This is a genomic window from Acidovorax sp. Root402 (genome assembly GCF_001425125.1).
GTDB lineage: Bacteria > Pseudomonadota > Gammaproteobacteria > Burkholderiales > Burkholderiaceae_C > Acidovorax > Acidovorax delafieldii.
On record NZ_LMDQ01000018.1, the window covers coordinates 198139 to 217981 of the forward strand.

13 protein-coding genes are annotated in these 19843 nt (G+C 66.1%); 8 read left to right on the plus strand and 5 right to left on the minus strand.

Features of this window, described 5'->3' with window-relative positions:
- Nucleotides 1–40: 40 nt before the first annotated feature.
- Nucleotides 41–856 carry a type I methionyl aminopeptidase gene (map, locus tag ASC83_RS21340; protein WP_056067376.1) on the minus strand — a complete coding sequence of 272 codons (816 nt, stop codon included), beginning with the start codon at nucleotides 854–856 and terminating at the stop codon, nucleotides 41–43.
- 137 nt (nucleotides 857–993) lie between these two features.
- On the opposite strand from map, the gene purL reads away from it, so the two are divergent.
- Nucleotides 994–5001, plus strand: a complete 4008-nt coding sequence (gene purL / locus ASC83_RS21345; protein ID WP_056067793.1) for a phosphoribosylformylglycinamidine synthase — start codon at nucleotides 994–996, stop codon at nucleotides 4999–5001.
- A gap of 186 nt (nucleotides 5002–5187) precedes the next feature.
- Here purL and ASC83_RS21350 read toward each other — a convergent pair whose 3' ends face one another.
- A complete protein-coding gene (locus ASC83_RS21350; protein WP_056067378.1) occupies nucleotides 5188–5877 on the minus strand; it encodes a methyltransferase in 690 nt (229 codons plus the stop codon).
- Between the two features lie 234 nt (nucleotides 5878–6111).
- Here ASC83_RS21350 and ASC83_RS21355 point away from each other — a divergent pair, with 234 nt between their 5' ends.
- From ASC83_RS21355 to egtB, 4 genes are all read left to right on the plus strand, one after another.
- Nucleotides 6112–7098 carry a DUF808 domain-containing protein gene (locus ASC83_RS21355; RefSeq protein WP_056067381.1) on the plus strand — a complete coding sequence of 329 codons (987 nt, stop codon included), beginning with the start codon at nucleotides 6112–6114 and terminating at the stop codon, nucleotides 7096–7098.
- A gap of 129 nt (nucleotides 7099–7227) precedes the next feature.
- Nucleotides 7228–7818 (plus strand): OmpW family protein, encoded by a 591-nt coding sequence (locus tag ASC83_RS21360; protein ID WP_015013729.1) that lies wholly within the window; start codon nucleotides 7228–7230, stop codon nucleotides 7816–7818.
- A 240-nt stretch (nucleotides 7819–8058) separates the two neighbouring features.
- Entirely contained in the window at nucleotides 8059–8976 is a 918-nt protein-coding gene (gene egtD / locus ASC83_RS21365) for an L-histidine N(alpha)-methyltransferase (RefSeq protein WP_056067382.1), read from the plus strand.
- A gap of 12 nt (nucleotides 8977–8988) precedes the next feature.
- Nucleotides 8989–10194, plus strand: a complete 1206-nt coding sequence (gene egtB, locus ASC83_RS21370) for an ergothioneine biosynthesis protein EgtB (RefSeq protein WP_056067384.1) — start codon at nucleotides 8989–8991, stop codon at nucleotides 10192–10194.
- Nucleotides 10195–10398: 204 nt separating this feature from the next.
- Here egtB and ASC83_RS21375 read toward each other — a convergent pair whose 3' ends face one another.
- From ASC83_RS21375 to ASC83_RS21385, 3 genes are all read right to left on the minus strand, one after another.
- Nucleotides 10399–11682: an O-acetylhomoserine aminocarboxypropyltransferase/cysteine synthase family protein gene (locus ASC83_RS21375; protein WP_056067386.1), complete on the minus strand. Its 1284-nt coding sequence runs from the start codon at nucleotides 11680–11682 to the stop codon at nucleotides 10399–10401.
- Nucleotides 11683–11851: 169 nt separating this feature from the next.
- The gene (locus tag ASC83_RS21380) at nucleotides 11852–14545 is read right to left on the minus strand and encodes a cation-translocating P-type ATPase (protein WP_056067794.1); all 2694 of its coding nucleotides are present in this window, start codon (nucleotides 14543–14545) and stop codon (nucleotides 11852–11854) included.
- 55 nt (nucleotides 14546–14600) lie between these two features.
- Nucleotides 14601–16604, minus strand: a complete 2004-nt coding sequence (locus ASC83_RS21385; protein WP_056067389.1) for a U32 family peptidase — start codon at nucleotides 16602–16604, stop codon at nucleotides 14601–14603.
- 196 nt (nucleotides 16605–16800) lie between these two features.
- Between ASC83_RS21385 and ASC83_RS21390 the strand changes: the two genes are divergently transcribed.
- The 3 genes from ASC83_RS21390 (at nucleotide 16801) to tadA (ending at nucleotide 19798) form a co-directional block, all read left to right on the plus strand.
- A complete protein-coding gene (locus ASC83_RS21390; RefSeq protein WP_056067391.1) occupies nucleotides 16801–17955 on the plus strand; it encodes a branched-chain amino acid ABC transporter substrate-binding protein in 1155 nt (384 codons plus the stop codon).
- 141 nt (nucleotides 17956–18096) lie between these two features.
- Complete coding sequence (locus tag ASC83_RS21395; protein ID WP_056067393.1) at nucleotides 18097–18348, plus strand: hypothetical protein; 252 nt, start codon at nucleotides 18097–18099, stop codon at nucleotides 18346–18348.
- Between the two features lie 58 nt (nucleotides 18349–18406).
- Nucleotides 18407–19798: a tRNA adenosine(34) deaminase TadA gene (gene tadA, locus ASC83_RS21400; RefSeq protein WP_056067395.1), complete on the plus strand. Its 1392-nt coding sequence runs from the start codon at nucleotides 18407–18409 to the stop codon at nucleotides 19796–19798.
- Nucleotides 19799–19843: the final 45 nt, after the last annotated feature.

Below are 19843 nucleotides of genomic sequence, written 5' to 3' on the forward strand. Positions count from 1 at the left end.
GCTGCCTTTTTGCGCGGGAACCGGTGGCCCGGCGCTCGCCTCAGGTCTTGGTGGCGGTCACAAACGACGGCAACGGGGGCGAACCCGCTGACAGCGTCATCACCTCGTACCCCGTGGGCGTGACCAGTACCGTGTGCTCCCACTGGGCCGACAGGCTGTGGTCCTTGGTCACGATGGTCCAGCCGTCGTTGCCAAATTCCTTCACTTCGCGGCGGCCGGCATTGATCATGGGCTCGATGGTGAACACCATGCCGGGTACCAGCTCTTCGAGCGTGCCGGGCTTGCCATAGTGCAGCACCTGGGGTTCTTCGTGGAACTTTTGGCCAATGCCGTGGCCGCAGAACTCGCGCACCACCGAGAAGCCGTGCCCTTCGGCAAACTTCTGGATCGCGTGGCCGATATCCCCCAGCCGTGCGCCGGGCTTGACCTGCACGATGCCATGCCACATGGCTTCAAACGTCAGCGCTGACAGGCGCTTGGCGGCGATCGAGCACTCGCCGATCAGGAACATGCGGCTGTTGTCACCGTACCAGCCGTCCTTGGTGATCACGGTCACGTCCACATTGACGATGTCGCCCTTCTTGAGCGGCTTGTCGTTGGGGATGCCGTGGCACACCACATGGTTGACCGAGGTGCACAGCGAAGCCGGGTAGGGCGGGTAGCCCGGTGGCTGGTAGCCCACGGTGGCCGAGATGGTGCCCTGCTGGGCCATGCATTCGGCGCCCAGGCGATCGATTTCTTTGGTGGTGATGCCGGGCTTGATGTGCGGTGTGATGTAGTCCAGCACTTCGGAGGCCAGACGGCAGGCCAGGCGCATGCCCTCGATGTCCTCGGCGCTTTTGATGGTGATGCTCATGGCGCAATTATCCCATTGGGCCCCCGGCTGCGCAGGCGGCCCGGCCATGCCCGGTAAAATGGAGGGCTCCGGTGCTGGTTGCACGCTGGCGCCCGGAGCCACCCTCTACCCCTGACACCCCCCAACAGGCCGCTACCGTGACCTTGCACATGACCACGCTGGCGGGCGGCAACGCCCTCAGCTCCTTCCGCGCCCAGCAACTTCAACCCGCCCTGGAGGCGATCCACCCCAAGATCAGTGGCATTGCAGCGCGTTTCGTGCACCTGGTCGCCACCGATGCGGTCCCCACTCCTGCAGAACAAGAACGCCTGGCCGCGCTGCTGACCTATGGCGACCCCTACGCTGGCCCTGAAGACGGCGCCGCGCTCATCGTCACGCCCCGCCTGGGAACGCTTTCGCCTTGGGCCTCCAAGGCCACCGACATTGCGCGCAACTGCGGCATCGCCATCCGCCGTGTCGAGCGCATCACCGAGTACCGCATCAGCCTGAAATCCGGCCTGCTGGGCAAGACGCCCGAGCTGACGGCCGAGCAACTGGGCCAGATCGCCGCACTGCTGCACGACCGCATGACCGAATCGGTGGTGGCCGACCGCAGCGCCGCAGCCGCCCTGTTCACCGAACTGCAGCCCGCCCTCATGGAGCATGTGGATGTGCTGGCCGGTGGTCGCGCGGCACTCGAAGCGGCCAACACCCGCTTCGGCCTGGCCCTCGCCGACGATGAAATCGACTACCTAGTGACCGCCTTCACGGGCCTGAAGCGCAACCCCACCGACGTGGAACTGATGATGTTCGCGCAGGCCAACAGCGAACACTGCCGCCACAAGATCTTCAACGCCGAGTTCACCATCGACGGCGTGGCGCAGAGCAAGAGCCTGTTCGGCATGATCCGCAACACGCACCAGCTGGCGCCCCAGCACACGGTGATCGCGTATTCGGACAACGCTTCGGTCATGGAAGGCCATCAGGTGGAGCGTTTTGTGGCAAAAATGGCCGCAAGCGCCAGTGAATCAAGCGCTAATAGCTATCAAAAAAGTAGCATTACCCAGCATGTGCTGATGAAGGTGGAAACGCACAACCACCCCACGGCCATCTCGCCCTTCCCAGGCGCATCGACCGGCGCGGGCGGCGAGATCCGCGACGAAGGCGCCACGGGCCGCGGCTCCAAGCCCAAGGCGGGCCTCACGGGTTTCACCGTGTCCAAGCTCTGGGGCAGCACCGTGGGCAAGCCTGAGCACATTGCCAGCCCGCTGCAGATCATGGTCGAAGGCCCCTTGGGCGGCGCGGCGTTCAACAACGAATTCGGCCGCCCCAACCTGAACGGCTACTTCCGCGAGTACGAGCAGAACGTCGGCGGCGTGCAGCGTGGCTACCACAAGCCCATCATGATCGCGGGCGGCGTGGGCGTGATCGATGCAGAGCTGACGAAAAAGATCGAATTCCCTGCAGGCTCGCTGCTGATCCAGTTGGGTGGCCCCGGCATGCGCATCGGCATGGGCGGCAGCGCCGCCAGCTCCATGGCCACCGGCACCAATGCGGCCGAGCTGGACTTTGACTCGGTGCAGCGCGGCAATCCCGAGATCGAGCGCCGTGCACAAGAGGTCATCAACCACTGCTGGGCGCAGGGCACGAACAACCCCATCCTGGCCATCCACGACGTGGGCGCGGGCGGTTTGTCCAACGCCTTCCCCGAGCTGACCAATGATGCTGGCCGCGGCGCGCGCTTTGACCTCCGTGCCGTGCAGCTCGAAGAGTCCGGCATGAGCCCGAAGGAAATCTGGAGCAACGAGTCGCAAGAACGCTACGTGCTGGCGATTGCGCCCGAATCGCTGGAGCAGTTCAAAGCCTTTTGTGAACGCGAGCGCTGCCCGTTTGCCGTGATCGGCACGGCCACCGAAGAGCGTCAGCTGGTGCTGCACGACCCTGCTGCCACGGCCGACGACCAGAAGCTGCCCGTGGACATGCCGATGAACGTGCTGCTGGGCAAGCCGCCCAAGATGCATCGCGACGTGAAGACCGTGGTGCGCGAATTTGCACCGATGGACTTGACCGGCGTGCCGCTGCAAAAGGCCGTGATCGACGTGCTGGCCCACCCCACGGTCGCCTCCAAGCGCTTCCTCATCACCATTGGCGACCGCACCGTGGGTGGCCTGTCGCACCGCGACCAGATGGTCGGCCCCTGGCAAGTGCCCGTGGCCGATTGCGCCGTGACGCTGGCCGATTACAAGGGCTTTGCGGGTGAAGCGATGAGCATGGGCGAGCGCACGCCGCTGGCCGCCATCAACGCGCCCGCCTCGGGTCGCATGGCCGTGGCCGAGGCCATCACCAATCTGCTGGCTGCGCCCATTGAGCTGCCGCGTGTGAAGCTATCGGCCAACTGGATGGCCGCCTGCGGCGAGCCCGGCGAAGACGCTGCGCTCTACGAAACCGTGAAGGCCGTGGGCATGGAACTGTGCCCCGCGCTGGGCGTGTCCATCCCCGTGGGCAAGGACAGTCTGTCCATGCGCACGCAGTGGAATGAAGGTTCCGACCAAAAGAAAGTCACCTCGCCTGTCAGCCTGATCGTGAGCGCCTTTGCTTCGCTGTCCGACGTGCGCGGTACGCTCACTCCCCAGCTCAACGCCACCGAGGCCGATACCACGCTGGTGCTGATCGACCTGGGCAAGGGCCAGAACCGCATGGGCGGCAGCATCCTGGGCCAGACGCTGGAGCAAAGCGGCAACGTGGTGCCCGATGTGGACGACCCCAAAGACCTGGTCAACTTGGTCAACGCCGTGAACGCACTGCGCGCCAAGGGCCAGATCCTGGCATACCACGACCGCAGCGATGGTGGCCTGCTGGCCGCAGCAGCCGAAATGGCCTTTGCAGGCCATGTGGGTGTGGCGCTCAACGTGGACATGCTGGTGACTGAAGGCGACGGCATCAGCGACAGCCGCATGGAAACCGGTGACGCCAAGAACTGGGCGCAGCAGGTCAGTGCCCGCCGTGAAGAACTGACGCTCAAGGCGCTGTTCAACGAGGAGCTGGGTGTGCTGCTGCAAGTGCGCACCGCCGAGCGCAACGATGTGATGCAGGTGCTGCGCGAGCATGGCCTGTCCAAATTCAGCCACTTCGTGGGCAAGACGCGCCCTGTGTCGTCCGAAATCGACGCAGGTAAGGGCGAACTCCAGGTCTGGCGCGATGCCAAGGCCGTGTTCAGTGCCTCGCTGGCCGACCTGCACCAGGTGTGGGATGCGGTGAGCTGGAAGATCTGCCAGCAGCGCGACAACCCCGCCAACGCCGATGCCGAGCACGCTGCAGCGGGCGAGCCCGCCGACCCGGGCCTGCACGTGCACCTGACGTTCGACGCGGCCGACAACGTGGCCGCGCCGTACCTCAACTTGGCCAAACCCAAGGTCGCCATACTGCGTGAGCAGGGTGTGAACTCGCACATCGAAATGGCCTACGCCTTCACCGAGGCAGGCTTTGAGGCTTATGACGTGCACATGACCGACCTGCAGACCGGCCGCGTCAAGCTCGAAGACTTCAAGGGCGTGGTGGCCTGCGGCGGCTTCAGCTACGGCGATACGTTGGGTGCTGGCATCGGCTGGGCGCGCAGCATCACCTTCAACCCCGTGCTGGCCGCGCAGTTCCAGGGCTTCTTCGGCCGCACGGACACGTTTGGCCTGGGCGTGTGCAATGGCTGCCAGATGTTTGCCGAGCTGGCAGACATCATCCCCGGCGCACAGGACTGGCCGCGCTTCACCACCAACCAGAGCGAGCGCTTCGAGGCCCGCCTCTCGCTGGTGGAAGTGCTCGAATCGCCCAGCCTGTTCCTGCAAGGCATGGCCGGCAGCCGTTTGCCGATCGCCGTGGCGCATGGTGAGGGCTATGCCAACTTCAAGTACCGTGGCAACGCCGACAGGGCGATTGCCGCAATGCGCTACGTGGACAACCACGGCCGCGCGACGGAGCAGTACCCGTTCAACCCTAACGGCAGCGCGGGTGGCCTCACGGCCGTGACCACGCAGGATGGCCGCTTTACGGCCATGATGCCGCACCCCGAGCGCGTGTTCCGCAACGTGCAGATGAGCTGGACCAGCGAGGACAAGGCCCAGGCCAGCGGCTGGATGCGCATCTGGCGCAACGCGCGCAAGTGGGTTGGGTAGCAGGGGGCATCCCCCTGAGCGGCTGCGCCGCTTCCCCCTTCTCTCGATTCGCTGCGCGAATCGGGAAGAGGGACGCAGCCCTCGCTGCTGGGCGGCCCTTGCTCGGCTGCCCTGGCGCTTAGGGTGCGCGGGCTCGGCGGTCTGATGGTGGCGCTATCGCGCCGGGCCAACCCTTCAAAGTCGTGTTCAGGCCGCTGTTAAGGTGCGCTGGTACACCAGCAGCCGCCCTTTGTACGCCGGCACATCGGCCAGGGCGGGGTGGTCCAGTCGCTCTTCGATCACATCGAAACGGTGCACAGCCATCTGCTTGTGGAAGGTGGAGCGGTTGCCCCTGTTCGGGTCCACGATCCAGATCTGCGCGCCGTCGCCTGCGTGGTGGTCCAGAAAGGTGGCCAGGGACGCACGAGCGTCGCGTTCGTACAGCACATCGCTGCCGATGATGAGGTCGAACTGGCCTTGCACCGCGTTGGCCGGTGCTGGCGCGTCCGAGCCCCATTGACCCGTGCGGTACTTCACGGGTGACAGGCCGTTCAAGCGCGCGTTTTCCTGCAGAAACTGTGGGGCCAGAGGATGGCAGTCGCTGGCGGTGACATCGATACCGCGCCGGTGGCACACCAGGCTGGCCAGACCCAGTCCGCAGCCGATCTCCAGCACACGTTCGCCCGCTAGCAGGGGGCGGCTGGCCATGCGCTGGGCCAGCTGCGCGCCCGACGGCCACAACAGGCCGAAGAGGGGCCAGGCGGCCGATGAGATACCCAGCGCCTCGGCGGCGCCCAGCGGGTCGGCAAACTGCTGCTTATCCAGCAGCGACTGGATGATCAGGTCTGCCGCGCCGGTGATGGCGATGTCTTCTTGCTTGGTCAGGTAGCCGGGCATGGCGTGGCGGTGAAGCCCGCAGAAGGCCCCATAGCGGGTAGTGGATGAGCGCGCGAGTATGCGCCTTGTGGCTGGGCAGGCATGCCCGCAGGCAATGTGGGGCTATCTGCGAATGGCGTGGCCGCTGCACGACGATGGGGGCTTGCGCGGCGGTTGCCTGTGCGTTGCTATAGTGCGGCGCACACCGGCGGCTTGTTCGCCGCATTTTTTTGCGACTCATCCCAAGGACTTCCCATGGCCGCTGGCAGCCTGCTTGCTTTGCTCGACGATATCGCCACCATCCTCGACGATGTGGCCTTGATGACCAAGGTGGCGGCCAAAAAGAGCGCTGCCATGGCCGACGATGTGTCGGTGATGACCAAGGTGGCTGCACAGAAGACGGCGGGCGTGCTGGGGGACGACCTGGCGCTCAACGCCCAGCAGGTGACTGGGGTGCGCGCTGAGCGCGAGATTCCGGTGGTGTGGGCGGTGGCCAAGGGCTCGTTCATCAACAAGGTCATCCTGGTGCCCGCTGCGCTGCTGATCAGCGCCTTTGCGCCGTGGGCCGTGACGCCGCTGCTGATGGTGGGGGGCGCCTTCTTGTGCTTTGAGGGCTTTGAGAAGGTGGCGCACAAGCTGCTGCACGCCCAGCATGAAGATGAGGCCGAGCATGAGAGCCACGCCAAGGCCAATGCCAATCCAGCGGTGGATCTGGTGGCCTTTGAAAAGGACAAGATCAAGGGCGCCGTGCGCACGGACTTCATCCTGTCGGCCGAAATCATTGCGATCACGCTGGGCACGGTGGCCGCTGCGCCCTTCGTGCAGCAGCTCACGGTGCTGTCGGGCATCGCCATCATCATGACCATCGGTGTCTATGGGCTGGTGGCGGGTATCGTCAAACTGGACGACCTGGGCCTGTGGCTCAACAACAAGGCCAGCAGCGCCGCGCGTGCCCTGGGATCGGGCATCCTGCGCGCAGCACCCTGGCTGATGAAGGGGCTGTCCATTGCGGGGACTGCGGCGATGTTTCTGGTGGGCGGTGGCATTCTGGTGCACGGTGTGCCTGCGTTGCACCATGCGGTTGAGGCTGCAGGTACGGCAGCGGCGCAATGGCCCGTGGGCGGGCTGTGGGCGGTGCTGGTGCCCAACCTGCTGAATGCCGTGGTGGGCATCGTGGCGGGTGGCCTGGTGCTGGCCGGGTGGACGCTGGTTCAGCGCCTGCGGGGCAAGTCCACAGCTTGATAGTGGGTATTCCTTGATCTAGGTCTAAGGGTTACTACCGAGGGCTTGAGGTAAGGCAAGGCCGGGTCGTGGCCGCAGCGGTTCAATGCATGCACGGGGGTCGTCCCCGTCCAACCGATGCGAAATACCATGAAAAAGAACCTGCTGGCTGTCGCCGTTCTCTGTGCCCTGTCTTCTGGCGCTGCCCTGGCGCAACAGGCCGAGGGCCCCTGGATGGTCCGTGCACGTGCGGTGCACCTGGACAGCGCCAACAAGGACAGCACACCGCTGGGCCTGTCGGTCAACAACAAGACCATCCCTGAAGTGGATGTGACCTACTTCTTCAACAAGAACATCGCGGCCGAGCTGATCCTGACCGTGCCCCAAAAGCACACGCTCAGCGCTGGCGGCGCAGCCATTGGCACGCTCAAGCACCTGCCCCCCACACTGCTGGCGCAGTACCACTTTGATGCCCCCGGCTTCAAGCCCTACGTGGGCGCGGGCCTGAACTACACGCGTTTCTCGAGCGTGAACCTGCCCGCAGGCGTGAGCATTGACCGCAACAGCTTCGGCCCCGCGCTGCAAGTGGGTGTGGACATCCCGCTGGCCAAGAACCTGTACCTCAACTTCGACGTGAAGAAGGTTTTCATCAAGACCGATGTGAGCGCAGGTGGTGCCAAGCTGGGCACCTTCAAGGTGGACCCCGTTCTGGTGGGCGTGGGTCTGGGCTGGCGCTTCTAAGGGCACAGGGCCCCAGGCGGGCCCTGTGTTCCTGACAATAAAAGTTCTCCAAGGGTCTGAAGGGCTGGCGCATGCGCCAGCCCTTTTTTTTCGGGTGCGGAAATGGCCTACACACGGCAGTCAGCGAGGCAACGCACAATGGGGCAGGGGAGCGTGTGGGGCGTGCCGCAATGTGGGCGCTCCAGGTGCCTCTGCTTTTGACCACCCGGCGGCGCTGCCGCCCCAACGTCCTGACGACCCATGCTCCTGCCTCGCTATTCCGACATCACCCGCGGACTGACCCAGCGGCCCGCACGCATCTCCCCCAAGTATTTCTACGACCAGCATGGCTCGCAGCTGTTTGAAGCCATCACACGCCTGCCGGAGTACTACCCCACACGCACCGAAATGGCGCTGATGCAGACACATGCAGACAGCATCGCGGGCGCCGTGGGCGCAGGCTGCACCCTGATCGAACTCGGCGCGGGCAACTGCCAGAAGGCCCGCACCCTGTGCCGCCTGGTGCAGCCGGCCTGTTTTGTGGGCGTGGACATTTCGGCGGATTTTCTGGAGCAGGCGGTGCAAGGGCTGCGCGACGACTTCCCGGCGCTGGATGCCCGCGCGCTGGCGGGCGACATGACCCTGGGGGTGTCACTGCCTGACGACATTCCCCGCACCGGGCGCCTCGTGTTCTACCCGGGCTCGTCCATCGGCAACTTCGACCCCCCGCACGCGCTGGAGCTGCTGGCCCACATGCGCGATCTGATCGACGACGATGGCGGCCTGCTCATCGGCATCGATTTGCCCAAGGATGTGGCGGTGCTCGAAGCCGCCTACGACGATGCAGCGGGGGTCACCGCCGAGTTCAACCGCAATGTGCTGAGGCATGTGAACCGCCTGATCGGCAGCGACTTTGACGTGGCGCAGTGGCGGCACCGTGCGTTCTTCAACACCGAGGCGTCGCGCATTGAAATGCACCTGGAGGCTGCCTCTGCCACCGAGGTGTGCTGGCCCGGCGGCGGTCGCAGGTTCGACCAGGGCGAGCGCATCCACACCGAGAACAGCTACAAGTACCCGTTGCCCGTGTTCACCGACATGCTTGCGCGCGCCGGTTTTGCGCAGGCCCAGGCGTGGACGGACGAGCGGGGCTGGTTCGCGGTCGTCCACGCCCGTCCTTGATCGGTGGCCGCCATGACCGTGACATCCCCCGCATTCGACACGCTGCTGGCGCGCTACACCGCGGTACGCGGCCGCTCGCTGGCCCTGGCGGCTCCGCTGTCGCCCGAGGACTGCGCCGCGCAGTCCATGCCCGACGCCAGTCCCACCAAATGGCACCTGGCCCACACCACCTGGTTCTTTGAGACCTTTGTGCTCGAAGCCCACGAGCCCGGTTTTCAGCCGTTTGCACCGGCGTTCCGGGTGCTGTTCAATTCCTACTACAACGGTGTGGGCGCCAAGCACCCGCGTCCGCAGCGCGGGCTGCTCACGCGGCCATCGCTGGACGAGGTGCTCGCCTACCGGGCCGACGTGGACGCCCGCATGGCGAGCCTGTGGCCCACTGTGGCGCACGACGCTGCGCTGCATGGCCTGACCGAGCTGGGCCTGCAGCACGAGCAGCAGCACCAGGAGCTGATGCTCACCGACATCCTGCACCTGCTGTCCTGCAACCCCTTGTTCCCCGCCTATGCCAAGGCTTCAGACGCTGTGGCGCCCGAGGCTGGCCAAGCACTGGCGTGGCATTCCTTTGACGGGGGGCTGGCCGATATCGGCCACGCTGGCAGCGGCTTTGCCTTTGACAACGAGGGCCCGTGCCATCGCGTGTATCTGCATCCCTACGCGCTGGCCTCGCGACTGGTGACGCAGGCCGAGTATCTGGCGTTTGTGGAAGGTGGCGGCTACCACAACCCGCTGCTCTGGCTGGCCGAAGGCTGGGACTGGCGGGCGGCGCAGGGTCTGGAGCAGCCTCTGTACTGGCATCGCATCGACGGGGCCTGGCACCAGTTCACGCTGGCCGGCCTGCAACCGCTGCAGGGCAACCAGCCGGTGGTGCATTTGTCGTACTACGAGGCCGATGCCTACGCGCGCTGGGTGGGCGCGCGCCTGCCCACTGAGGCTGAATGGGAGCATGCGGCCGCGCGGGGTGCCGCCGGCATGGCGCAGTGGCACGGCGCTGCCTGGCAGTGGACGCAGTCGAGCTACGCGCCGTACCCCGGCTTCCGGGTGGCCGAAGGCGCCGTGGGTGAGTACAACGGCAAGTTCATGGTCAACCAGTACGTGCTGCGGGGCTCGTCCAGCGCTACGCCGCCAGGGCACGAGCGACGGACCTACCGCAACTTCTTTCCGGCCACGGCGCGCTGGCAGTTCACCGGCATTCGGCTGGCACGCGACATCGGCTGAAGGCGGCCAGCGCCTGGCGCTGGCCGTCATCGACCCGCCGCGTTGGGGCCAGCATGACGGTGTCGCTGCGTGCCGTGGTCTTGTTTGCTATCAAATATGTAGCTAGCGGCGCATATTCCACTAGCGCTTGGACGCAAAAAGCCTCAAAAGTACGGTGACAGGTGCCTAGCCATGCGCCTGTGGGGGCGCATGGCCATTCGCACATCACACCTTGTCGAGTGCCTGCGCCAGGTCCGCCCGCAGGTCGTCGATGTGCTCGATGCCGACCGACAGGCGCACCATGCTTTCGCTCACGCCCGCCTTGGCCAGCTCTTCGGGATTGAGCTGGCGGTGGGTGGTGGACGCGGGGTGGGTGGCCAGCGACTTTGCATCGCCAATGTTCACGAGGCGCGTGAAGAGCTGCAGCGCATCCAGGAAGCGCGCCCCGGCCGCACGTGGGTCGGCGTCGCTGTTCTTCACGCCAAAGCTCAGGATGCCCGATGCCTTGCCGCCTGACTGGCGTTGCACAAGCGCGTGGTCCGGGTGGTCGGGCAGACCGGCGTAGCGCACCCATTCGACCTTGGGGTGGCTTTGCAGGTACTGGGCAATGGCCAGCGTGTTGTCGCAGATACGGTCCATGCGCAGCGCCAGGGTTTCAATGCCTTGCAGGATCAGGAAGGCATTGAGCGGCGCCAGCGCCGCACCCGTGTTGCGCAGTGGCACCACGCGCGCGCGGCCGATGAAGGCGGCGGGGCCCAGCGCCTCGGTGTAGACCACGCCGTGGTAGCTCACGTCGGGCTCGTTCAGGCGCGGGAAGCGTGTCTTGTGCTCCGCCCACGGGAACTTGCCGCTGTCCACAATCGCGCCGCCCACGCTGTTGCCGTGGCCGCCCAGGTATTTGGTGAGCGAGTGCACCACGATATCGGCGCCATGCTCGATGGGGCGCAGCAGGTAGGGGCTGGGCACGGTGTTGTCCACGATCAGCGGCACGCCGTGGTCGTGCGCTACCTTGGCCAGCGCAGCGATGTCGGTCACATTGCCCAGCGGGTTGCCGATGGACTCGATGAAGATCGCCTTGGTGCGCGCATCGATGTGCTGCGCAAAGCTGGCCGGGTCGCGCGGGTCGGCAAAGCGAGTGGTGATGCCCTGCTGCGGCAGCGTGTGGGCAAAGAGGTTGTAGGTGCCGCCGTAGAGCGTGCTGGCCGAGACGATGTTGTCGCCCGCCTCGGCAATGGTCTGGATGGCGTAGGTGATGGCGGCCATGCCCGAGGCCACGGCCAGCGCGGCAATGCCGCCTTCCAGCGCCGCGACGCGCTTTTCGAGCACGTCGGTGGTGGGGTTCATGATGCGGGTGTAGATGTTGCCCGGCACCTTCAAGTCAAACAGGTCGGCGCCATGCTGGGCGCTGTCAAACGCGTAGGCCACCGTCTGGTAGATGGGCACGGCCACGGCCTTGGTGGTGGGGTCGGGGCTGTAGCCTGCGTGGACGGCCAGGGTTTCGATTTGCATGGGTGCTGTCTCTTTCATTGAAGGGATGGGAGTGGCACAACCGGGCTCGGCCCATTGCTGGACGAGGCCCGATGTGCCGAGGGCGCGGGCCATTCTGGCACCCTGGACCCGTGGCGTCATCGAATCGTTGGCTATGTGCTTATGACGTTCTTGTGCGCCCTGGACTCTTTCAGGCCGAGGGCTCGTCCATGGCGCTGTCCATGGGCTCTGGGGTGGTGCGCCGCGCCTGCTGGCTGCGGCGCCAGGCCTTCTCGACTTCCACGACCACCAGCACCACCAGCGCGGCGCCAATGCACAGCGCCAGCTCGCCCAGGCTCAGCGGCTCGGTGCGGAAGATGGGGTTGAGCCAGGGCACATAGATGGTGGCCATCTGCAGCGCAAAGGTGAGCAGCACGGCACCCAGCAGCGGGCGGTTGCTCAGCAGGCCCAGGCGCCAGATGGGTTCGGATTCGGAGCGGATGGCGATCACATGCGCCATCTGCGCCAGCGTGAGCACGGTGAACACCATGGTCTGCCAGTGCGTGTGGCCGGTGTGCAGGGCCCAGGCCTGCACCGCCAGGCACAGCCCGCCGATGAGCAGGCCCACGCCCAGGATGTGCTGCCACATGCCGTGGGCAAACAGGCTCTCGCGCGGCGCGCGGGGCGGGCGCTGCATGATGCCGCGCTCGGCCGGTTCGGCCGCCAGCGCCAGGCCGGGCAGGCCGTCTGTCACGAGGTTGACCCACAGGATGTGGATGGGCAGCAAAGGGATGGGCAACAGCAACAGCGGCGCCAGGAAGATGGTCCAGATCTCGCCCGAGTTGCCCGTCATCGCGTAGCGCACAAACTTGCGGATGTTGTCGTAGATGCGGCGGCCCTCGCGCACCGCCGCGACGATGGTGGCGAAGTTGTCGTCCAGCAGCACCAGGCTCGATGCCTCGCGTGCCACGTCGGTGCCGCCCTGGCCCATGGCCACGCCGATGTCGGCACGCTTGAGCGCCGGGGCATCGTTCACGCCGTCGCCCGTCATGGCCACAAAGTGGCCCTGGGCCTGCAGCGCCTCGACGATGCGTATCTTCTGCGCCGGGTCCACGCGGGCGTAGACCTGCACCTGCTCCACGCGGGCGCGCAGCGCAGCATCGTCCAGTGTGGTCAGGTCGGCGCCGGTAAGCACCGGGGCATCGCTGCTCTTCACAATGCCCAGGCGGTGCGCAATCGCGCGCGCGGTGGCGGGGTGGTCGCCCGTGATCATCACCGGGGTGATGCCCGCGCTGATGCAGTCGCGCACTGCGGCCTGGGCCTCGGCGCGGGGTGGGTCGATGAGGGCGATCAGGCCCAGCAGCTCCAGCTGGTTTTCTACTGCGTCGATGTCGTTGGTGTCGGGCAGGCGGGCGTGGCTGCGGCGGGCGAGGGCCAGCACGCGCAACCCCTGTGCAGCGAGCTGCTGGGCAGTGGCGAGGACCTTGGCGGTGTCTAGTGCGGCAGCGCCTTCAGGCGTCCAGTGGGCGGTGCAGCGGGGCAGCACGGATTCGGGCGCGCCTTTGGTGTAGGCCACAAAGCCTGCGGCCGCGCGGTGGAAGGTCGTCATGCGCTTGCGGTCGGAGTCAAACGGTTGCTCCTGCACGCGGGGGCTTGCAGCGTCGAGCTGGGCCTTGTCCAGCCCGCCCGCGTGGGCGGCCAGCACCAGCGCGATCTCGGTGGGGTCGCCCAGCCAGTGGATGCCCGACTGGCCCTCTTCGTTGTGGACCTGCAGCGTGGCGTCGTTGCACAGTGCGGCGGCGCACAGGGCTTCGGCGTGGGCGGGGCCGGGCAGGGGATCGCCGGGCACCCAGCGCACGCCGTGGGCCAGCAGCAACTCGGCATGCATGCGGTTCTGGGTCAGGGTGCCGGTCTTGTCCGAGCAGATGGTGGTGACCGAGCCCAGGGTCTCCACCGAGGGCAGGCGCCGCACCAGGGCATGCACCGCCACCATGCGGCGTGCGCCCAGGGCCAGCAGCACCGTGACCACGGCGGGCAGGGCCTCGGGGATGGCGGCCACCGCCAGGCTGATGGCGGTGAGGGCCATGAGCAGCGGCGCCTCGCCGCGCAGCACGCCCACCACAAAGATCACCGCGCAGATGCCCAGCACCGCAATCGCCAGGCGCTTGCCAAACGCCGCCAGGCGCAGTTGCAGCGGCGTGCTGCGGTCGCCGGTGTCGAGCAGCGTGGCCACCTTGCCCAGCTCGGTGCGCATGCCGGTGGCCACCACCAGGCCGCGTGCGCGGCCGTGGGTGGCGGTGGTGCCCTTGAAAGCCATGTTGGTGCGGTCGCCCAGCGCGCCCACGTCTTCGGCTGCCAGGGCTTCGGTCTGCTTGGCTACCGTGACGGACTCGCCCGTGAGGGCCGATTCATCCACCTGCAACTGCGCAATCTCGATGAGCCGCAGGTCGGCCGGGATCTGGTTGCCCGCCTCCAGCAGCACGATGTCGCCGGGCACGAGCACGGTGGCAGGAACCACCTGCACCGCACCGCTGCGCAGCACGGTGGCGTGCGCCGCTGCCAGCTGGCGCAGTGCCGCCATGGCCTGGTCGGCGCGCCAGGCCTGCACAAAGCCAATGACGGCATTGAGCACCACGATGACGAGGATGACCAGCGTGTCGGTGACCTCGCCCACCAGCCCCGAGATGACGGCCGCACCCAGCAGTACCAGCACCATGAAGTCCTTGAACTGGTCGGCCAGCAGGCGCCACCAGGGGCGGTCCTGCGATGCGGCCAACTCGTTGGCGCCATGGGTGGCGCTGCGGCGCAGCGCTTCGTCGGCGTGCAGGCCTGCGTCAGGGTTGACGCCATGGGCCTGGGCCACGGCGTCGGTGGGGTGCAGGTGCGGCGCGGTGGATGGGGACATGCGGCGATCGGTGAAACGGGCCGCACGCCCGCACAAGGACTTCTTCGGCGTTGCCTTAGTGCGCGACTTGCGGCCGGGCTTTGTAGAACTGGAGCGGGGCTTCTGGCAACTGGTTCAGCACCTGGCGCTTGATCTTGCCCACCACATGCATTTCACAGGGCTTGCAGTCAAAGCGCAAGGTCAGCTTTTCCTTGCCATTGATCAACATCAAGGGTTCGGCCTTGATGGTGCCCTGCACACCCGTCACGCCCTTGGCCTGCTTGGGGCACAGGCTCATGGAAAAGCGCACGCAGTGCTTGGTGATCATGAGGCTGACCTCGCCTTCCTCTTCGTGCGCCTCGTAGGCCGCGTCGATCACCTTCACGCCGTGGCGCACGTAGAAGTCGTGGGCCTTGTGGTTGAACACATTGCCGAGGAACGAGAGCGTGTCCTCGGGGTAGGGTGTTGGGGGCTCCACCGGCGTGGCGCGCGGCAGGCGGGCAAAGTTGCGGGCGCGGTTGGCTTCCAGGTCGGCCACGGCATCGCGGCGCAGGGCGTTGAGCACCGAGGCGGGCACAAACCACGGCTGCGAGAGCTGCAGCGCAATGTCATGCACCGCAAACACCGTGGCGCCAAAGCGGCCCAGTTGCTCGCGCAGGCTGGCCTCGGCCTTGGCCGCGTCAGTGGCTGGCTGGTGGGGTTGCTGCACGGATGCACAGCCCACGTTGCCATCCTCGTCGGTCAGCATCAGGCTGAAGCCGGTGGGCGTTTCGCTCAGGTGCGCCCACAGGCCGATGCGGCGGTCGCTGGACTTTTTCTCCAGCGTGCGCACCCAGTCCATGTCGCGGTTGCGGTTGACCTCGGTGCCCTTGCGCAGGTCCTTGAAGCCGTCCATCGGGTCCTTGGGGTACACGCGCCACTGGCCCACGCTGCGGGCCGACACCGGCTCGGCCACGTTGATGGCCATGCCCACCAGCTCCTTGTGCAGGTCGTAGTAGCACAGGCCGTCGCCGTTATGCAGCACGGTGGCGGGGTCACTCAGTTCCAGCTCCACAAAGTCTGGGCCCAGCTTGGTCACCCAGCCGATGGCCTGGCCGGGGTTCTTGGGGGTGTCGAACGCGCCGATATCTTCCTTGCGGCCCGTCACGAAGTAGTCGGTGAACTCGCGGTTGAAGTTCTGCAGTGGGTCGGGCGTGAAGGTGAAGGTGGTGCGACCGCTGGACGAGCGCGACAGCGGCCGGCCTTGGTCCTCGCGCTCTTCGATGATCTCGTCGAGCAAGGTGCGGTAGTGGGCGGTGATGTTCTTCACGTAGCCCATGTCCTTGTAGCGCCCTTCGATCTTGAAGCTGCGCACGCCCGCATCGATGAGTGCGCGCAGGTTGTCGCTCTGGTTGTTGTCCTTCATGCTCAGCACGTGCTTGTCGTGCGCGATGAAGCGGCCCTGCGCGTCGGTCACCTGGTAGGGCAGGCGGCAGGCCTGGCTGCAGTCGCCGCGGTTGGCGCTGCGGCCCGTTTGCGCATGGCTGATGTTGCACTGGCCACTGTAGGCTACGCACAGCGCGCCGTGGATGAAGAACTCGATGTTGGCGCGCCCCGGCGCATCCACGGGCCCCAGCGCCTTGTGCACGGCGGCGATCTGCTGCACCGTCAGCTCGCGTGCCAGCACGATCTGCGAGAGGCCCGCGTCCTGCAAGAAGCGTGCTTTTTCGGGCGTGCGGATATCGGTCTGGGTGCTGGCGTGCAGCTGGATGGGCGGCAGATCGATTTCGAGCAGGCCCATGTCCTGGATGATCAATGCATCCGCGCCCGCCTCGTACACCTGCCAGGCCATCTTGCGCGCGGCCTCCAGTTCATCGTCGCGCAGGATGGTGTTGAGCGTGATGAAGATGCGGCTGTTGAAGCGATGCGCGTGCTTGACCAGGCGCTCGATGTCCCGGATGTCGTTGCCCGCACTGGCCCGCGCGCCAAAGGCCGGGCCGCCGATGTAGACGGCGTCGGCGCCGTGGTTGATGGCTTCGATGCCAATGTCTGCGTCGCGCGCGGGCGAGAGCAGTTCGAGCTGATGGGGCAGGAGGGACATGGGGCGTGATTATCCCAGCCTGCCTGGCCGGGCGGTGGGCGCCGGACTCATTAGCCCGGTTAATGCCGGAGCAAATTACTAAGTTTGCTTAGTAATTTTGCGAAAACGAGGGTTGAGGTGGCTACGATGCGGGGTTTGTTGTGTACAAGTTCGGTGCACAACAGGATGCTTTGACCGACCCAGGAGACTTTGTACCGTGCTGCGCCCCGTTTTTGCTTCTTCGCCCCTGTTCCGAATTTCTGCACTGACCGCCCTTGCGCTGGCGGCCCATCTGGCCTCTGCCCAGGACGTACAGACCGTCAAGATCGCCCATGCGGGCCCGGTGTCGGGCGGCATTGCCCACATCGGCAAAGACACGGAAAACGGTGTGCGTCTGGCCATTGACGACCTGAACGCCCAGAACCTCGTCATCGGCGGCAAGAAGATCAAGTTTGAAATCGCGGCCGAAGACGACGCGGGCGACCCACGCCAGGCCACCGCCGTGGCCCAGAAGCTGTGCGACCAGAAGGTGGCGGGCGTGGTGGGGCACCTGCAATCGGGCACGTCCATTCCCGCCTCGGCGGTCTACGCCAAGTGCGACCTGCCACACATCACGGCCTCGGCCTCCAACCCCGACCTGACCAAGCCAGGCCACAAGACCACCTTCCGCCTGATCGCCAACGACAACGCGCTGGGTGCTGCCCTGGCCTTGTTTGGTGCAGACCACCTCAAGCTCAAGAGCGTGGCCATCATCGACGACCGCACGGCCTATGGCCAGGGCGTGGCCTCGGTTTTCAAGGCGACGGCGCAACAAAAGGGCCTGAAAGTGGTGGCCGAGGAGTTCACTAACGACAAGGCCACCGACTTCATGGCCATCCTCACCGCCATCAAGAACAAGAAGCCCGACGCGATTTTCTACGGCGGCCTGGACGCCCAAGCCGGCCCCATGCTGCGCCAGATGGAGCAGCTGGGCCTGGGCAACGTGAAGTTCTTTGGCGGCGATGCTCTGTGCACCGAAAAGCTGCCCGAACTGTCGGGCAAGACCCCCGCGCTGAAGAATGTGACCTGCGCGACGGGCGGTGCCTCGGTGGACAAGATGCAGGGCGGCTCGGACTGGAAGAAGCGCTACGACGCCAAGTTCCCCAGCCAGTTCCAGATCTATAGCCCCTATGCCTATGACGCCGCCATGGTGCTGGCTGACGCGATGAAGCGCGCCAACTCGGTGGACCCCAAGGTGTTCGCGCCGTTCCTCGCCAAGACTGAATACAAGGGCGTGACCGCCAACATCGCCTTCACCGCCAAGGGCGAGCTGACCACGCCCGCCGTGACCTTGTACACGTTCAAGGACGGCAGCCGCGTGGCATTGAACTGAGGTCACTCTCCGGCGTTGCTTCAGCGACTCCTGACCCAACGGCCGCTCCCTGCGGCCGTTTTTGCGTGCGGCGTTTGGCTTTACAGTCAGATCCCATCGCAAGAACGCGCGGGCCGCCGGTGCCCGCCAAGGAGCCCAGGTATGCGCGCAATGTTTGGATTGGTCGGACTGGTGGTGGTGCTGGCCATCGTGGGCCTGCTGGCCAAGAAGCAACTGGCGGCCACGCGCGCCCCCGTGCCCGCATTGCAAACCGCCACAGGCGCGGCGGGGCCTGCGTCGGCGCCGACCGGAACGGTGCGTGAGCAGAGCCAGCAGATGCAGCAGCAGGTCAAGCAGCAGGTAGAAGGCCTGATGCAACAGGCACGCCCCATGCCCGAAGACGAGAAAAAATGAGCCAGATCGGCTTCAAGCGCTGATACTTCATGCCTTGGATGCTATTGAAAATATAGTGATGAAAACCGCCGACGATGCGCACTGGATGCGACTGGCCCTGGTCGAGGCGCAAGCCGCAGCCAGCGCGGGCGAGGTGCCCGTGGGCGCCATCGTGGTCAAGGACGGCCAGGTCATTGCCACCGGCCGCAATGCCCCGGTGGAAGGCCACGACCCGACGGCCCACGCCGAGATCGTGGCCCTGCGTGCCGCGGCGCTGCGCCTGGGCAATTACCGGCTGGACGGCTGCAGCCTGTATGTGACGCTGGAGCCTTGCGCCATGTGCAGTGGCGCCATGCTGCATGCCCGCCTGGCACGGGTGGTGTTTGGTGCGATGGAGCCCAAGACGGGGGCGGCAGGCTCGGTGCTCAACCTGTTTGGGCATGCCGAGATCAACCACCAAACCGAGGTGCAGGGCGGGGTGCTGGCCGAGGAGTGCGGCGGCCTGCTGAGCCGCTTTTTTGCGCAGCGGCGCCGCCAGCAACGCGCCGAGGCATTGGCCCGCCACCCCCTGCGTGACGATGCCTTGCGCACACCCGATACGGCTTTCGCGAACCTGCCCGGCTACCCCTGGGCTCCCCACTACGTCAGCGACCTGCCGACTCTGGCGGGCCTGCGCCTGCACTACCTGGAAGAAGGCCCCCGCGATGCACGCCGCACCTGGCTGTGTCTGCATGGCAACCCGGCTTGGAGCTACCTCTATCGCCGCATGCTGCCCACCTTTCTGGCTGCAGGCGACCGCGTGGTGGCGCCCGACCTGATCGGGTTTGGAAAAAGCGACAAGCCCAAGAAGGAAGGTGCGCACCAGTTCGAATGGCACCGCCAAGTGCTGCTGGAGCTGATCGAGCGGCTGGACCTGCGCAATGTCGTGCTGGTGGTGCAGGACTGGGGCGGCATCCTGGGCCTCACGCTGCCCATGGCGATGCCCGAGCGGTTTGGCGGCCTGCTGGTGATGAACACGCTGCTGGCCACAGGCGATGCACCGTTGCCCCAGGGCTTTGTGGACTGGCGTGCGATGTGCCGGGACAAGCCGCTGTACGGGGTAGGGCGCCTGCTGGCACGCGGCAACCTGCACCTGAGCGCTGCGGAATGCGCAGCCTACGATGCCCCCTTTCCGGACAAAGGTTACCGGGCTGCGCTGCGTGCGTTCCCTGACCGTGTCCCTGCCGCTCTGGATGACGCCGGTGCGGCGCTGTCGCGTGAAGCCCGCGATTTCTGGCAGCACCGGTGGCAAGGCTTCAGCCTGATGGTGGTGGGGGCGCAAGACCCCGTGCTGGGGCTGCCCACCATGCGGGCGTTGCAACACAACATCCGTGGATGCCCCGAGCCGGTGGTGCTGCCGCATGCGGGCCATTTTGTTCAGGAGCATGGCGAGGCCATTGCTGCACAGGCTGTGGAATACTTCACGCACTGATGTGCCCGCTGGCGCCCCATGACTGCATGGGGCACCGGGCATCCC

Coding starts and splice junctions, on each gene's coding strand:
- map (WP_056067376.1), bottom strand. CDS start 856: ATGAGCATCACCATCAAAAGCGCCGAGGACATCGAGGGCATGCGCCTG.
- ASC83_RS21385 (WP_056067389.1), bottom strand. CDS start 16,604: ATGTCCCTCCTGCCCCATCAGCTCGAACTGCTCTCGCCCGCGCGCGAC.
- ASC83_RS21355 (WP_056067381.1), top strand. CDS start 6,112: ATGGCCGCTGGCAGCCTGCTTGCTTTGCTCGACGATATCGCCACCATC.
- egtB (WP_056067384.1), top strand. CDS start 8,989: ATGACCGTGACATCCCCCGCATTCGACACGCTGCTGGCGCGCTACACC.
- ASC83_RS21360 (WP_015013729.1), top strand. CDS start 7,228: ATGAAAAAGAACCTGCTGGCTGTCGCCGTTCTCTGTGCCCTGTCTTCT.
- ASC83_RS21350 (WP_056067378.1), bottom strand. CDS start 5,877: ATGCCCGGCTACCTGACCAAGCAAGAAGACATCGCCATCACCGGCGCG.
- ASC83_RS21375 (WP_056067386.1), bottom strand. CDS start 11,682: ATGCAAATCGAAACCCTGGCCGTCCACGCAGGCTACAGCCCCGACCCC.
- ASC83_RS21395 (WP_056067393.1), top strand. CDS start 18,097: ATGCGCGCAATGTTTGGATTGGTCGGACTGGTGGTGGTGCTGGCCATC.
- tadA (WP_056067395.1), top strand. CDS start 18,407: ATGAAAACCGCCGACGATGCGCACTGGATGCGACTGGCCCTGGTCGAG.
- egtD (WP_056067382.1), top strand. CDS start 8,059: ATGCTCCTGCCTCGCTATTCCGACATCACCCGCGGACTGACCCAGCGG.
- ASC83_RS21380 (WP_056067794.1), bottom strand. CDS start 14,545: ATGTCCCCATCCACCGCGCCGCACCTGCACCCCACCGACGCCGTGGCC.